The organism is Verrucomicrobium spinosum DSM 4136 = JCM 18804, assembly GCF_000172155.1.
GTDB lineage: Bacteria > Verrucomicrobiota > Verrucomicrobiia > Verrucomicrobiales > Verrucomicrobiaceae > Verrucomicrobium > Verrucomicrobium spinosum.
Genome location: NZ_ABIZ01000001.1, coordinates 4,711,409 through 4,725,815 on the forward strand (window position 1 = coordinate 4,711,409; position 14,407 = coordinate 4,725,815).

The window sequence follows — 14,407 nt, forward strand, 5'->3', positions numbered from 1 at the left end:
GCGGGCCCTTCGTTCCCACGTCAGGTCTTTCGTCTTCTGTCTTCAAGTCTTCTGTCTCTCCCGTTGCCATCCCCCCAACTTTGCGGCACAACGAGGGGTGTCAGTTCGCACGTCCCATCTCCCCATTGAAGCCATTCGCAATCCGCTCGTCGGATGGTTCAACCGCACATCGAAAAGGGCCAATGCCGTGGTGAAAGCCCCTACGGGTTCCGGGAAGTCCACGCAAGTGCCCCAGATGCTGCTGGACCATGATCTGGCCGGGGATAAACGCATCGTGGTACTACAGCCCCGCCGCATTGCCGCCCGCATGCTGGCTGCCCGCGTGGCCTCGGAGCGCGGTGTCCGCCTCGGTGAGGAAGTCGGCTATCAAGTGCGTTTTGAAAATGTCAGCAGCGCCCGCACGCGCATCCTGTTTGTGACAGAGGGCGTGATGCTCCGCCATCTGCTGGATGATCCCACCCTTGGCAAGGTAGGATGCCTGGTGATCGATGAATTCCACGAGCGCCATCTGGACGGCGATCTCTGCCTGGCCTGGGCCCGCGCCATCCAGGCCGTGCACCGGCCGGACCTGCGCATCATCGTGATGTCTGCCACCATCACACCGGAGCCGCTGCGGGAGTTCATGAACCCGTGCGAGATCTTCGACTCTGAGGGCCGCACCTTCCCGGTGAGCATCTCCTACCAGGCACCGCAACGCGACAAACGCGGGTTCGAGGAAGCCATCTGGGACCAGGCCGCCCGCGCGGCGGAGGACCTCGTCACCACCCGCGGCGTGCAGGATGACATCCTCATTTTCATGCCGGGTGGCCACGAGATCCGCAAGACCATTTCCGCCCTGCAGGGCCGCAGTTTTGCCCGCGGCTACCGCATTCTCCCACTGCATGGCGAGCTGCCCCCTCAACAGCAGGACGAGGTGCTCCAGCCCGGTCAGGGCCGCCGCATCATCGTGAGCACGAACGTCGCAGAAACCTCCCTCACCATCGAGGGCGTGCGCGCCGTCATCGACAGTGGCCTGGCCCGCATCTCCTCTTACGACGCCCGCCGTGGCATCAACACCCTCACGGTGCAGAAAATCAGCCGCGCCAGTGCGGAGCAACGTTCCGGTCGCGCAGGTCGTCTGGGCCCCGGCATGGGCGTCCGCCTCTGGCCGGAGCGGGAGCATCTGCATCGGGCGGAGAACGAACTGCCGGAAATCCGCCGGCTGGACCTGAGCGAGGCCTTTCTCACCCTCAAAGTGGTGACCAAGGCTGCCGGCATGACCTTCGACTGGTACGAATCTCCTACCGAGGAATCGGCCCATCGCGCCACAGGATTGCTCGCCGCACTCGGCGCCATCCAGGGTCAGGACGGCTCTTTGACAGAGCTCGGTCGCCAGATGAGCGCCTTCCCGCTGCATCCGCGCTTCTCCCGCATGCTCATCACGGCGGCAGAGTTCAACTGCCTGGAAGACGCCGCCCTCTGTGCCGCGCTGGCACAGGGGCGCGACCTCCTGATGAAGCCCACGGAGCTGACCAAACGCAAGCAGGAAGACTTCTTCCAACGCGACGACTTGAGCGAGTTCCAGGCGCTGATGCGCGCGTTCGACAAGGCCGCCTCCACCAAGTTTGACCCCACGGCCTGCGCACCCTATGGCATCCATGCGCGTGCAGCGCACGATGCCATGCGCACCTACGAGCAAATCGGTGGCCTGTGCCGCCGCATGGGGCTGGCCAACCGCGCGCAGATGAACAACGAGGATGTGCCCCCGCCCCGTGCGGAGGATCTCGCCCGCGCCATCCTCTCCGCCTTCTCCGACCACCTCGGCGTGGAGACCGCATCGGGTTCGCGAGTTTACGCCCTGGCTGCCGGTTACAAAGGCCATTTGGAAAAAGACGCCCACATCAAGCCACCGCCCCTGCTGGTGGCAGCGGAGATCGCCGAGATCCAGGGCAAAGCACTCCAAGTGAAACTGAACCTGGTGACACGGATCGAGGAAACCTGGCTGCGGGAGCTCTTCCCCACCGACGTCACCTCCGGTTTCCACGTGGCGTATGATGCCATCAACAAGCGCGTGATGAACCTGGAGCAGACGCGCTTCCGCGATCTGGTGCTGCACAGCCGCGAGCGCGGCGAGCCCAATCTGGGGCTGGCCGCCACGCTGCTGGCGGAGGAGATCGTCTCCAAGCGCCTGGACCTCCCGACCTGGACGGAGAAGACCGAGCAGTGGATCACCCGGCTCAACTGTCTGGCCATCTGGATGCCCGAGCTGGAGTTGCCCACCATCACTGAGGAAGACCGCCGCCTGCTCATCGAGCAGATCTGCTACGGTGCCACGGCGTACCGCCAGATCAAGGACCGCACCCCCGACTCCGCCCTGCACGCCTGGCTCTCCGCCGCCCACCGGGACATGCTGGAGCAATACGCCCCGGAGCGCGTGAAGCTCGCCAGTGGACGCACCGCCCGGGTGGAGTACCGCGACAACGCCCCGCCGCAGATGGCCGTGATCCTGCAGCACCTGTATGATACCCTGGAGAATCCGCGTATTGCTGGAGGCAAGGTCAGCGTTCTGGTGGAGATTCTCGCCCCCAGCCAGCGCCCCGTGCAGACCACAGGTGACCTCGGCAGCTTCTGGAAGACCAGCTACCAGGCGGTGAAAACCCAGTTACGAGGCCGCTACCCACGGCACGAGTGGAGATAGCAAAAAACGAAGACCAGCCTCCAACCTCACGCGACTTCCCCCACCCCTCTTCCCTCCCCAGATCTCATGATCGGCATTTTCCTCATCATTCTTTTCATCACCCTCGGTATCGCGCGCTTTGCTGCCCGTCGGTATGAAGATGCGCTCAAGGCAGGTTCCATCCACACCGTGCCAGGCGCACAGACCGCGGCAGAAGCAGCCCGCGAGTTCCTGGATGAAATGGGTGCCACGAAGGTGACCATCATGGAGCACAACGCCCTGATCACGAACTACTACGACCCCAAGCGTAAATGCCTCTTCCTCGACCGGGCAATCTCCAGCGGCACCGATGCCGGCTCCTGGGCCGTCGCCCTGCATGAGGCCGCCCACGCCACCCATGAGGGAGATTCCGCCAAGGCCTTCCAGTGGCGGCAGGGCAACATCCGCCTCACCCGCTACGCCCCCACCCTGGTGGCTCTGGTGTGCCTCATCCTCATGGTGCTCAAGCGCATGCCCGCCACCCGCGTCATGATGGTGTGCTCCGCCCTCTGCGCTCTCATCATGCTGGTGAACGTGCTCAGCATCCCGGTGGAGTTCAACGCCTCACAACGCGTCATGGCCTGGATCGAGCAGAAGCTCAAACGCCACGCCTCCCTCATCGACGTCTTCGCCGTCATCCTCCCCCGCATCGCCTGGCGCGACACGGGTATTTTCCTGAAATCCCCCGCCTATTTCTTCTACGGCCTGCTGCCGATGGGCGGGAAACTGCGCCCAAATCAGAAGACTCCGCCGAAGAAGTGAGTCGGGGGGGATAGGAGTTTCGGATTAACCACAGAGGCACGTCAGAAATTAGAAATGATGAATTAGGAATTAGGAATGGAGGCCCCAATTGGGCCTCAGCAATGCCACGCCATCCGGGAAAATGTGGCGAGGCCGATGTTCTCCTTTTTGCAAACGAGCTGAGGGCTGAAAGCCCGGAGTGATGACAGCCTTGGGCAACGCCCAAGGTGGGCGTTGGTTTTAGATGTAGAGGGCTGTAGGCCCGGCGTCATTCAGGGATGCTCATCGTGGGCTGACTTGATGAGACCGGGCCCGTCTGAAGTGGCATTCCTGCCACCTGCCGACTAGACACTCCGATCACCCGCGGGCAGGTCTGCGAATTGAAGGATTGAACCAGATCAACGAACTTGCAGACTTCATCCGATGAACCATTTGGAACAATTGGCCAGAAGCTACGGAACAAGATGGACATGCTCGCAGGTGGCCTAGTCCAAATTGCGCCCCACACCCTTTTTGTCTCGATCATTGGCTGACTTTTCGTCATGATTTAAGGCATTTGGTTCGCTGCCCTACTTAAGCCGGTTCAATGACTCCGATCCAAATCTTGCTGATCAACTTCTCGCAGATTCTGGCATTTGCCCTCGCGATCACAATCCCTGTCTATCGGGTGCTCGTTTCGGGCAGGTTTTGGGCTTCAGTGGGCCTGGGGTATCTCTGTTTTATCCTTTGGGGGTTCGCCGTCTGCCTGTTCTTGCCCGCTGCCTTTGCCACTCTTTTCCATGAAAAGCGGATATACGAATACTTTCCTGACGGCCCCGGCGCTGCGGGCATGCTCATCGCAGGCTGGATCCCCAGTCTGGTGCTTTGCACATCGGCACTTGGGCTGCGCAGGCTGTGGCGGTTAGTCAGGCGTTCCAAATCGACTACGTTGTCTTCCTAGTTGAGCACTGTATACGACGTTTGAGGTGCCCCTCCATCCCCCCTGTCCCATGTCTCTCCCCAGCTCCAGGGCGTTTGAACTGAAAACTCCAGATGGGACCTTCGAATACACCGTTTCAATCTGTGCCGATGATGCCGGTGGCTCGCTGAAAGCTCTTCACCGTCGGGCTGGTGGCCACTTTTGTTCGAGGAAATACCTCCGACCCCTTCCGTCTGCCGAAGACGTTCCAGGCAAGTCAGACAGACTCTGGCAGAGCTACAGGCAGCTCATTTCTAATTCATCATTTCTAATTTCTAATTTCTAATTTCCTAGTATCTCCGCATCGTCGGATCAATCCGCACCGCCCAGACCTCAATGCCGCCGGTGAGGTTGTAAACTTCCTTGTACCCCATATGCCGCAGAGCGGCGGCGGCACGGGCGGAGCGCATGCCGTGATGGCAGTACACGACGATGGGCTTGTCCTTGTCCACCAGTCGGACGGGGGCCGATTCCATGAACCGGGATAGCGGGATGAGCTCGGCCGATTCCAGCTTGCAGATGTGGAACTCGTCCTCCTCCCGCACATCAATGAGACGGAAGGGACGCGGCCCATCCTGCTTCATGAGCTGGTCCAGTTCTTCGGGGCTGATGTCAGTATCCATCGATCACTCGGCCAGCCAACGTGTCAATACACCACCTCCACCGGGGTCCCCACGCTCACGTTGCGGAAGAAAGCCTGGGCCATGTCGCGCGGCATGCGCACGCAGCCATGTGAGGCCGGGTAGCCAGGCAGATAGCCTGCATGCATGCCGATGCCGCCGGTGAAGCGCATGAAGTAGGGCATAATGGCCCCATCGTACCGGGTGCCGGGAGGCTGGGGATCCGAGTGACGGTCGATATTCTCCACCACCACGTTGCCGGAGCTATCCACATAGTCTCCGTACTGGCTGGACTTGTGGTCCGCGTTCTTTTGGGAAATCGAGTACCGTCCGGTCGGGGTCGGATGCTGCTCGTCGCCGGAGGAGATGGCGGATTCACCCACCAGTTCACCGCCTTTGTAGAAGAAAGCACGCTGCTGCCCCAGGGAGATCACCACCTTGGCGGGACCAGGAACGCCGTCACCTCGCCACCAGGAGGAGCTGTCGGTCTGGCGGAATTGCTGCCCCCTCGGCAGGCCGGGGTCATACCCCTCCATGTACTGGGTCTGCCCACGCAGGGTGGTGGACGGCCCATAGTAGTAGAAATCTGCACAACTGGTGAGGCCAGAAAGAGCGGCGGAAGCGGCAACCAGCGGCAACAACCGGCGGAGAGTGCAGAGCTTGCGGAGGTTTTGCATCGAGACTTTTGGGGGGAGGTCCCAAACTATGAAACACTCCCGTAGGAAAGTCCATCCTCCGCCGTGCTATTCCCCTCTCGTTGGACGTATTTCCAACGTTGTCTTTGCCCTTGCCAGTCCCGCCTGCATGGGCCATCAGTCTGATTCCGTCTCATCTCCTTACCATCCCAGCATCCACCATGCCGACCTACGAATACGAATGCACCACCTGCGGTCATCAATTCGAGACCGTGCAGTCCATGAAAGACCCGCACCTGAAAGACTGCCCCCAGCAGGAGTGTGCCGGTCCGGTGAAGCGCAAGATCGGACGCGGAGCAGGGCTCATCTTCAAGGGCACAGGCTTCTACATCACGGACTATCGCAGTGATTCCTACAAGGCAGCGGCCAAGCAGGACAGCGCCAGCTCCAGTTCCAGCAGCAGCAGTTCGAGCTCGGGCTCCAGCTCAACGGCTTCCTCCCCCTCCAGCGGCAGCAGCTCGTCCGCTTCCTCCAGCACCTCGCCTTCGCCCAAGGCAGCTTGATGCCACCGGCGGGCTTCCGGGCCCGCGCGTTCCGGCATCCCTCCTCCTTCGATTGCCCGTGCTGCGCTTCCTTACCAACTGCTGCATCCTGCTGTGGTTCAGCTTCCTGCTGGCGGCTGTGTTCCAGATGCACCGCCCTGCGGACTGGTCACAGATTCAGGGTCTGGAGCCAGCGCCGGAAGGCACCGCCAAACCGGCACCTCCCGCCCTGCTCGACCGTATGGAGCAGGCTGTTTTCCGGCGCAACGCGGAGATGCAGATCACCGAAGCCGAGGTGAACCGCTACCTCGCCAGCGCATTGGAGGGTCGCCAGACCTTCGCGAGCCTGCTGGGTACGAAGTTTGACCGGGTAGCACTGGACTTCGAGGCAGATGAGTCAAAGGCCTGCTTCTCATGGAAAGGCCCTTTTGGCCTGGTTTCCACAGCGACCCTGAATTTTACCATCGACCGGCGCGGCGGGCAGTTCATAATTGAGCCCCGCCATGGCCGCTTTGGTCAACTCCCCCTGCCCCGAGGCATCCTGTGCACCCTCCTGCCCCCACTGCACACGATGACAAAGGGCCTCGAAGTCGAGATTTACACCCTGTTTCAAATGAACAAGATCCGCTTTGAGAAGGACAGATTGATCCTCGATCCGCGCTCAGAAGCCCTCAAGTAAGCACGTCCGCAAACGCAGCAAGCAAGCCCTCGGGCAAGCAAGCCTCCCGCGCCCCATCCCGCATGAGACTGGCCTCCATTTTGCCTGCCTTGACCATCGCCTTCGCGGTCCAAGGCCCAGCCCAAAGCCCCTCCTCCCTACCCCCTCCTGTCCAGTCGCAGCAGGGGCTGCTGACTGCGCCTGCAACCTCCACCACACCAGGCACGCCGGCCACTTCCGGTGCCGTCACCTCGGTGAATACGAGCGCACAGGTGACCAGCTCCACCAGTGCCACCAAGCAGTTTATCGTGTACGGAGCTGACCTCCAGACCCGCGGTGCCTTCTGCCTGCTGTGCGAGGACATCGCCTCCGACCTGGGGCGCCTGCTCAAGGACGACGGGCGTTTCGCCCTGCCCATCGTCGTGGTGCTCAAGACCCCGCCGAACATCAATCTGAGCGAGCCGGTCATCACGACCAGCTTCAGCCAGCTGGCGTACGGGGGCTTTCACCTGCAGATCAATGTGGAGTTGCGCAAGGACTTCAACACTGAGGACTTCTCCAAGGAGCTCGTTCGCATGCTCCTGGCGGAGCGCATCCTGCGCAACCACAAGGAGGTGCAGACCACCCGCAGCCAGCTCCTCTCTGGATGGCTGCTCACGGGGGTGACCCAGGCCATGGAGTTCCGCAGCCGCAGCCGGCCCAGTGCCCTCTTTGCCGCCGTGTTTCGCAGCGGCCAGGTGTACAGCATCGACCGCATCATTGAGGCGGACCCCAAGGAGCTCGATGCCCTGGCCCGTGGGATCTATGAAACCTCCTCCTGCGCCCTGGTGCTGGCCCTTCTGGATCAGGCCGATGGCGGCCTGCGCTTTTCCCGCTTCCTCAGCGCCCTTGCCAACGGTAAAAAGGGCGACCGTGAACTGCTAAAGGAGCATTTCCCCACGCTGGGCGTCTCCAAGAACAGCCTGGAAAAATGGTGGACCCTGCAGATGGCATCCCTGGCGACGCCTTCCACGTTCGAAGCCATGACCTACGTGCAGACGGAGGAGGCGCTGGAACCTGCTCTCACCTTACGCTTGCCAGAGCAGCATGCCAGCTCCGGCAACAAGCCGACCTCGGGCAACGCCACCGAGGCTCAACCGACACCCACAGACTCCCAGTCCGAGAAGAAATCCCGCAGCTGGTTCCGCTTCGGCCGGAAGGACAAGGACGAGGAACCTAACTCCGAGACCGACAAGGAGGAGACGGCGACTCCGCCGCAGCCCGCTCCCGCTCCGGCACCTACAGCCACACCCCAGCCTGCCAACACCCCTGCGACACCCGCGCCGGAAGAGAGCCCCAAGAAGCGTGGGTTCTTCAACTTCAACGGTGGTCGCAAGATTGCTGCGCCAGTGAGGGCCAAGCCGGAGGATGTTGACGGCCAGACTCCCGCCAAACCTTCGACTCCTGCCTCAGGCAACAGTCCCGCCGCGGCAGCAACAACTCCCGTTGAGGAACCCAAGAAGCCCCGAGGGTTCCGCGGCCTCTTTGGCCGCAAAAAAGAAGAGTCTCAACCCGCGCCCGCCCCGGCAGAGACCAACAAGCCTGCTACAACTGCCCAAAAGGCTGCTCAAACGAAAAAGCCCCAGGCTGAAACGGTCGAAAAAACCGCTGCGAAACCCACGACCCTAGGGAAAGAAGCCTCCAATGCGGACCAACCTGCCAAGGTGGAAGCTGAGACCAAGGGCACGGGCAAAGACAAAGGGAAGGAGGCGGACAAGCCCGAAGCCGCGCCCAAGGAAGAGGTGGCGCCTGCCATTGTCCCCGCTGATCCCGAATTCGTAGGCCCGCCTGCTCCAGGGAACCATAATGAGCCCGTCAAGACTCCTGGTGAATTGCCCGCCGGGACTGATCTCAATGCCGTGCCGGAGCTCGCCATGCCAGCCAGCGCAGGTGAACGCCGCCCCGATGAGCCGCTTCCTCCCGGTCTCTCGCCGGTGCCCCCTGCCCCCGGGGATTCTCACATGGCCTCGCCCGAGATGCCCCTGGGCCTGCCGTTCCTTACGGGTGACCCCACCCCGCCCCCTCCAGATATAGACACAAATACGGGATCCCCCCTCCCCCTGCCGGGCACCCGGCCGGCGGATCCCAACCTGCTGCCGTTGGAAGACTTCGCCAAACTGGGCAAGCGCAAGGATCGCAATGAGATCTTCAAGCGCACGCTCAACCACATCAACAGTGTGAAACTGCGGGCCCACCCGCTCTACAGGCCCGTCATCGGTGAATACGCCGCCGTCATTCAGAGCCTCATCATGGGCCGCGAGACCGGGGTGGCGGAACAGCTCGCCGCCATCCGCAAGCGCCACCTGGAGGTGCGAGAAATGGCGCGCGCAGCAGAGTCCTATGTGGACTGGTACGAAGCCTCCCAGACGCAGACCTACAGCCATGCCTTCGACGACTACATGAAGCTGCGGGACGATCTGGACAAACAGAGCATTCCCCGTGCGGACGCCGTCTCCCGGTACCTCGACGCGATCCAGCAGGAGTTCGAGGAATAGCCCCCTGAGAAAGTTGTTTCCCGCACCCCCGGCAGGTGGCAGCGCCGGAAACGCCTCGCTGCCACATGTTCGAAGCCCTCACCCAGCACCTGAAGCTGCCCGATCTGTGGCAGCACGCCGCGGTCAACCACCTGCGGGCAGGCAGAGATGTCATTGTGAGTGCGCCAACCGGTGCCGGGAAGACCTACGTGTTTGAGCTCTTTGTGAAGGCCTCGCCGCCCAAGGGGCAGGCCGTGTACACCGTGCCCACCCGGGCCCTGGCCAATGACAAGTTCGCGGAATGGACAGAAGCCGGCTGGAAGGTGGGCCTGGCCACGGGAGACCGCGCGGTGAATGTGCAGGCCCCGGTGCTGGTGGCCACGCTGGAGACGCAGATCGAGCGAATCCTCACCGGTCAGGGGCCAGAGCTGCTGGTCATCGACGAGTTTCAAATGATCGGTGACCCCGCACGGGGCAGCCACTACGAAGGGGCCATCGTTCTGGCGGGAGCCTGCACCAAGCTCCTGCTCCTGAGCGGCAGTGTGGAGAACTCCGAGGACGTGGCGGCCTGGATGCGCCGGATTGGTCGCAACGTGGAAGTCGTCTCTGCGAAAGAACGCCCCGTGCCCCTGGAGGAAATGCCAGTGGAAGTGCTGCCGCAGAAAGTCCGCGGCCTGGAAGGCTACTGGCCAAAATTTGCCGCCAGCGCTCTGATGGCCGATCTTGGCCCCCTGCTCATCTTCGCCCCCCGGAGAAAGGATGCGGAAAAGATCGCCAGACAGCTGGCGGATCAACTGCCCCAAGGTGAGCCTCTCTCGTTGACCCAGGAGCAAAAGTCACTGGCCGGCAGGGATGTCGCCGCCCTGCTGGAGAAGCGCATTGCCTACCATCACAGCGGCCTCAGCTACCCGGTGCGGGCGGGATTGGTGGAGCCCCTGGCCAAAGGCGGCCAGCTCCGCGTCATCGTCTCCACCATGGGACTGGCGGCGGGCATCAACTTCTCCGTCCGCAGCGTGCATGTTTCCTCCACCATGTACCATGACGGCACGATGGAGCAGCAACTGGCCGCCGACGAACTGCTCCAGATGTATGGCCGAGCCGGGCGTCGTGGCCTGGATGAGCGCGGCTACGTGCTCACCTCCCGCACCAGCCCCACCTTGGCAGATGCCCGGCCCGCCCGCTTGCGCCGGAGCAGCAAGCTCTCTTGGCCATTGTTTCTGCGCATCATGCGCCGGGCCGCCCTGGACGGCCTCAACCCCTTCCAGGCCGCCCTGGACTTCGCCCAACGTCTGTTCGCGAAGGCACCCCCGGAGCTTGGTCTCGAAGCAACCACCGATCCTGCCGCCACCGCCCCATCCGGGAGGTCTGGAGCGCTCTTTGGCCTCACCGGCACCCGGCATGAACTCCGCAACAGTGAAGGCCAGTGGGAGGAACTCAAGGTGCGCAAGGAAGGACAGGTCTCACTGGGCGAAGCCTGGCGCGCCACGCACTCCTACCACGGCGCAGCCTTGGGCGACGCCAGCTATGTGAAAGATCTTCCCGGCGGCCCCGGCAGAATCTTCAAACTTGTCCGCCAGTCAGGCGTTCAGCTCTATGGGAGCGAAATCGCCCTCGGCAAACCACCGGAAGGCGGTGGCGAAGGCATCGTCCCCACCCAGAGTCTGAGGAAACTGCTCAACATTCCCCGCCATCTGGAGGTGCTCACGGAGGAGCAGATCACCCAAAAGGCCCTTCCGCGGCTCATGCCCCATTTTCCTGGAGCAAACCTCCTGGGCACAACGGTGAAGGACAACCTGCGGTGGGCCCAGTTCGACCACTCCACCCAGCTCGTCACCGCCCTGCAGGACAGTCTGGGGCGCTGGGTGGTGACACCAGAGGAGCGCACCGTGCAGCGGGCGACGGAAACGGGCATCCACATGAGCGCCACCGTGCCCGATCAGACGGCCAGGGCGGGCACACCCGTGCATGCCTGGCGGATGCTTGGCCTGGTGGACAGCGACGGCTCTCCCACCCGCCGCGGCGTGATCTTTAGTTATTTCCAACATGGCGAGGGTCTCGCCGTCGCAGCCGCGCTGGAAGACGAATCCTATCCTGTGGACGAACTGGCCATTCACATGGCCAACCTCCGATCTGACTGTCGCCTGGAGATGACCGAACCCGGCGGCAGCGAACGCCTGGCCGCCGCCTGTCGGGGCATCTACGGCTATGTGAACCACGCCGGTTATCTGGAGGCCGGCCTCCCCATTGGCTACGGCGAAGGCACCGCTGAGCTGCTCGGGCTGCTGGAAGGTCGCGGCATGACCCGCCCCTCTCCGCAGAGAGACGCCGTGGCAGAAGGTGACCTCACCCGTGCGCATGTGGAATGGCTCAGCCTCCTGCGCCATGTCGTGCATGCGCCCGCTCATGACTGGGACCGCTGGCAGCACCTGAAGGCCGCCTGCGCCCTGCTGCTGGAAAAACAAGCCAGCTCCGGCACCCTGATCATGAACTTTCACGTGCCGCCCCTCACACCCAAGCAAAAGCACGACCGCCCCAAGCATTTCTTCATGCGTTATTGAGGGGAAGAGAGAGGGTCAAGGGATAAGGGAAGAGGGATAAGGCGCATCCTTGAGCCGTGGCGGCACCCGAGAGGAGTGGGTGTCTCCTAGAACCCCACCGCGCCCCCAACTCTCCCCAACACCGCCGCCAACCCCAGCACCCTCCGCATTCTTACGAATGCAGCCACAAGCCACCCCGCCACGCCCCTCAGTCGTGGCTGCGTTCGTCAGAACGCGGTGCGTCATCGAACCCAATGCGCCCCCTTCCCCCGACACCGCCGCCAATCCAGCACCCTCCGCATTCTTACGAATGCAGCCACAAGCCACCCCGCCACGCCCCTCAGTCGTGGCTGCGTTCGTCAGAACGCGGTGTGTCCTCGAACCCAATGCGCCCCCCTTCTCCCAACACCGCCGCCAATCCAGCACCCTCCGCATTCTTACGAATGCAGCCACAAGCCACCCCGCCACGCCCCTCAGTCGTGGCTGCGTTCGTCAGAACGCGGTGCATCCTCGAACCCAACGCGACCCCGTTCCCCCGACACCGCCGCCAACCCCAGCACCCTCCGCATTCTTACGAATGCAGCCACAAGCCACCCCGCCACGCCCCTCAGTCGTGACTGCATTCGTCAGAACGCGGTGCGTCCTCGAACCCAATGCGACCCCGTTCCCCCGACACCGCCGCCAACCCCAGCACCCTCCGCATTCTTACGAATGCAGCCACAAGCCACCCCGCCACGCCCCTCAGTCGTGGCTGCGTTCGTCAGAACGCGGTGCGTCATCGACCCCCATGCGACCCCATTCCCCCGACACCGCCGCCAACCCCAGCACCCTCCGCATTCTTACGAATGCAGCCACAAGCCACCCCGCCACGCCCCTCAGTCGTGGCTGCGTTCATCAGAACGCGGTGCGTCCTCGAACCCCATGCGACCACATTCCCCCGACACCGCCGCCAATCCAGCACCCTCCGCATTCTTACGAATGCAGCCACAAGCCACCCCGCCACGCCCCTCAGTCGTGGCTGCGTTCGTCAGAACGCGGTGCGTCCTCGAACCCAATGAGCCCCCGTTCTCCCAACACCGCCGCCAATCCAGCACCCTCCGCATTCTTACGAATGCAGCCACAAGCCACCCCGCCACGCCCCTCAGTCGTGGCTGCGTTCGTCAGAACGCGGTGCGTCCTCGAACCCAATGAGCCCCCGTTCTCCCAACACCGCCGCCAATCCAGCACCCTCCGCATTCTTACGAATGCAGCCACAAGCCACCCCGCCACGCCCCTCAGTCGCGGCTGCGTTCGTCAGAACGCGGTGCGTCCTCGAACCCAATGAGCCCCCGTTCTCCCAACACCGCCGCCAATCCAGCACCCTCCGCATTCTTACGAATGCAGCCACAAGCCACCAACCAAGGGCCGAGACCGCCCACCTAAATTCCACACCTATGCCAGCCAGCGGCGTAGAAACTTTGGAATTTTCTTCAGAGCGAAGTCATTCTGTTTGCCGTCGATCTTCACCTGGGCAAGCTGCCCCTTCAAACTCGCGTTGTGCTCTTTGAGCTGAGCCACCTTTTCCTGAAGCGCCTGGTTTCTGGCCCTGAGTCGTCCATTTTCATCTTCCAAAAGAGAGACCCTGACAGTAGGCAGGGATCTCTTGTGGATTTCGTAGCCAGGCTCAAGGTTCAACAGCAGGTCCTTCACATAGGCAGAACTGTCCGGCGCTGTCTGTTCGACAAGCCAGCGGAGCTCCTCCTGGTAGCCGCGCAGAAAATACAGATCGAAAATCTCGTCCGCACTCAAGTGATGGGCATTGCTGCTTTTTTCATGCACGACAAAAGTACCACAGCAATGGCGATAGAATGCAGCCTTCATATGCCGCGCATTCTGGATTCCAAATAGAGTGTCTGCACCATGCCCGGCATTCTCAGGGAAAGGGTGGCTTTTTAGAAACTCTGTCCGATACAGATTGCTGGCGGAGCTGCACAGCCAATTGTTGTAGTAGGGTGGATGAGCAGCTTTGAGTGCGAAAGCCACAAGATCCGGGCCTGACAGCTGGATGACATCCTGATCAACCTCGTCAGTCCACAGCTTGTGAATGGGCCAAACCTTCCCGGGCGTTGGCTGACAGTCCCCGTCCAGAAACCTGGGAGACGAAACCACCACATCCACGTGGGGGTGACTCGTGAAAACAGAGTTCAACGTCGCAAGATCGCGCTCTGAGATCGCATCGCCAGCAGTAGAGATATAGGTGATCGGGCGGCTCGCAGTCTGGATGCCAAAGTTCCATGCCGCATAGAGTCCGGGAGGACGGTTGTGAATCTGCACATTGGGATAGGGAAACGCCGACTCAATCAGTTCCCTCGTGCCGTCAGTGGAGTTGCTGTCCACAACGATGACCTCGCCAGCTTTGGGGAGCCATTCCTGAAGCAACGGGACCGAATGTGCGATTAGAGGCCGACTATCCCGGGTCGGCATGATCACGGAAATATGATCAAACATAAACTCAACAAATTGCTGTGG

General features: G+C 62.1%; 10 protein-coding genes. 7 read left to right on the plus strand and 3 right to left on the minus strand.

Annotation, left to right across the window (positions count from 1 at the left end; genetic code table 11):
* Window positions 1–97: 97 nt before the first annotated feature.
* The 3 genes from hrpB to VSP_RS19070 all read left to right on the plus strand — a co-directional run bounded on the left by hrpB (window position 98) and on the right by VSP_RS19070 (window position 4,376).
* Window positions 98–2,677: an ATP-dependent helicase HrpB gene (gene hrpB / locus VSP_RS36235; RefSeq protein ID WP_009962698.1), complete on the plus strand. Its 2,580-nt coding sequence runs from the start codon at window positions 98–100 to the stop codon at window positions 2,675–2,677.
* A gap of 66 nt (window positions 2,678–2,743) precedes the next feature.
* Entirely contained in the window at window positions 2,744–3,457 is a 714-nt protein-coding gene (locus tag VSP_RS19065; RefSeq protein WP_009962699.1) for a zinc metallopeptidase, read from the plus strand.
* 565 nt (window positions 3,458–4,022) lie between these two features.
* Window positions 4,023–4,376, plus strand: coding sequence for a hypothetical protein (locus VSP_RS19070; protein ID WP_009962700.1), 354 nt, complete (start codon window positions 4,023–4,025; stop codon window positions 4,374–4,376).
* A 308-nt stretch (window positions 4,377–4,684) separates the two neighbouring features.
* Here VSP_RS19070 and VSP_RS19075 read toward each other — a convergent pair whose 3' ends face one another.
* Entirely contained in the window at window positions 4,685–5,017 is a 333-nt protein-coding gene (locus VSP_RS19075; protein WP_009962703.1) for a rhodanese-like domain-containing protein, read from the minus strand.
* 23 nt (window positions 5,018–5,040) lie between these two features.
* Window positions 5,041–5,691, minus strand: a complete 651-nt coding sequence (locus tag VSP_RS43105; RefSeq protein WP_009962704.1) for a L,D-transpeptidase family protein — start codon at window positions 5,689–5,691, stop codon at window positions 5,041–5,043.
* Between the two features lie 179 nt (window positions 5,692–5,870).
* Between VSP_RS43105 and VSP_RS19085 the strand changes: the two genes are divergently transcribed.
* The 4 genes from VSP_RS19085 to VSP_RS36245 all read left to right on the plus strand — a co-directional run bounded on the left by VSP_RS19085 (window position 5,871) and on the right by VSP_RS36245 (window position 11,920).
* A complete protein-coding gene (locus VSP_RS19085; RefSeq protein WP_009962705.1) occupies window positions 5,871–6,212 on the plus strand; it encodes an FmdB family zinc ribbon protein in 342 nt (113 codons plus the stop codon).
* A 58-nt stretch (window positions 6,213–6,270) separates the two neighbouring features.
* Complete coding sequence (locus tag VSP_RS19090; protein WP_029190575.1) at window positions 6,271–6,870, plus strand: hypothetical protein; 600 nt, start codon at window positions 6,271–6,273, stop codon at window positions 6,868–6,870.
* 62 nt (window positions 6,871–6,932) lie between these two features.
* Window positions 6,933–9,383 (plus strand): hypothetical protein, encoded by a 2,451-nt coding sequence (locus VSP_RS19100; protein WP_009962707.1) that lies wholly within the window; start codon window positions 6,933–6,935, stop codon window positions 9,381–9,383.
* Between the two features lie 65 nt (window positions 9,384–9,448).
* On the plus strand, window positions 9,449–11,920 hold the full coding sequence (locus VSP_RS36245; protein WP_009962708.1) for a DEAD/DEAH box helicase: 2,472 nt from the start codon (window positions 9,449–9,451) through the stop codon (window positions 11,918–11,920).
* A gap of 1,410 nt (window positions 11,921–13,330) precedes the next feature.
* Here the strand turns inward: VSP_RS36245 and VSP_RS19110 are convergent.
* A complete protein-coding gene (locus tag VSP_RS19110) occupies window positions 13,331–14,362 on the minus strand; it encodes a glycosyltransferase (RefSeq protein WP_172683217.1) in 1,032 nt (343 codons plus the stop codon).
* Between the last annotated feature and the right edge of the window lie 45 nt (window positions 14,363–14,407).

Excerpts from the sequence above, each read along its gene's own strand:
- VSP_RS19065 (WP_009962699.1), top strand. The coding sequence starts at position 2,744 with ATGATCGGCATTTTCCTCATCATTCTTTTCATCACCCTCGGTATCGCG.
- VSP_RS19070 (WP_009962700.1), top strand. The coding sequence starts at position 4,023 with ATGACTCCGATCCAAATCTTGCTGATCAACTTCTCGCAGATTCTGGCA.
- VSP_RS19075 (WP_009962703.1), bottom strand. The coding sequence starts at position 5,017 with ATGGATACTGACATCAGCCCCGAAGAACTGGACCAGCTCATGAAGCAG.
- VSP_RS43105 (WP_009962704.1), bottom strand. The coding sequence starts at position 5,691 with ATGCAAAACCTCCGCAAGCTCTGCACTCTCCGCCGGTTGTTGCCGCTG.
- VSP_RS19085 (WP_009962705.1), top strand. The coding sequence starts at position 5,871 with ATGCCGACCTACGAATACGAATGCACCACCTGCGGTCATCAATTCGAG.
- VSP_RS19100 (WP_009962707.1), top strand. The coding sequence starts at position 6,933 with ATGAGACTGGCCTCCATTTTGCCTGCCTTGACCATCGCCTTCGCGGTC.
- VSP_RS36245 (WP_009962708.1), top strand. The coding sequence starts at position 9,449 with ATGTTCGAAGCCCTCACCCAGCACCTGAAGCTGCCCGATCTGTGGCAG.
- VSP_RS19110 (WP_172683217.1), bottom strand. The coding sequence starts at position 14,362 with ATGCCGACCCGGGATAGTCGGCCTCTAATCGCACATTCGGTCCCGTTG.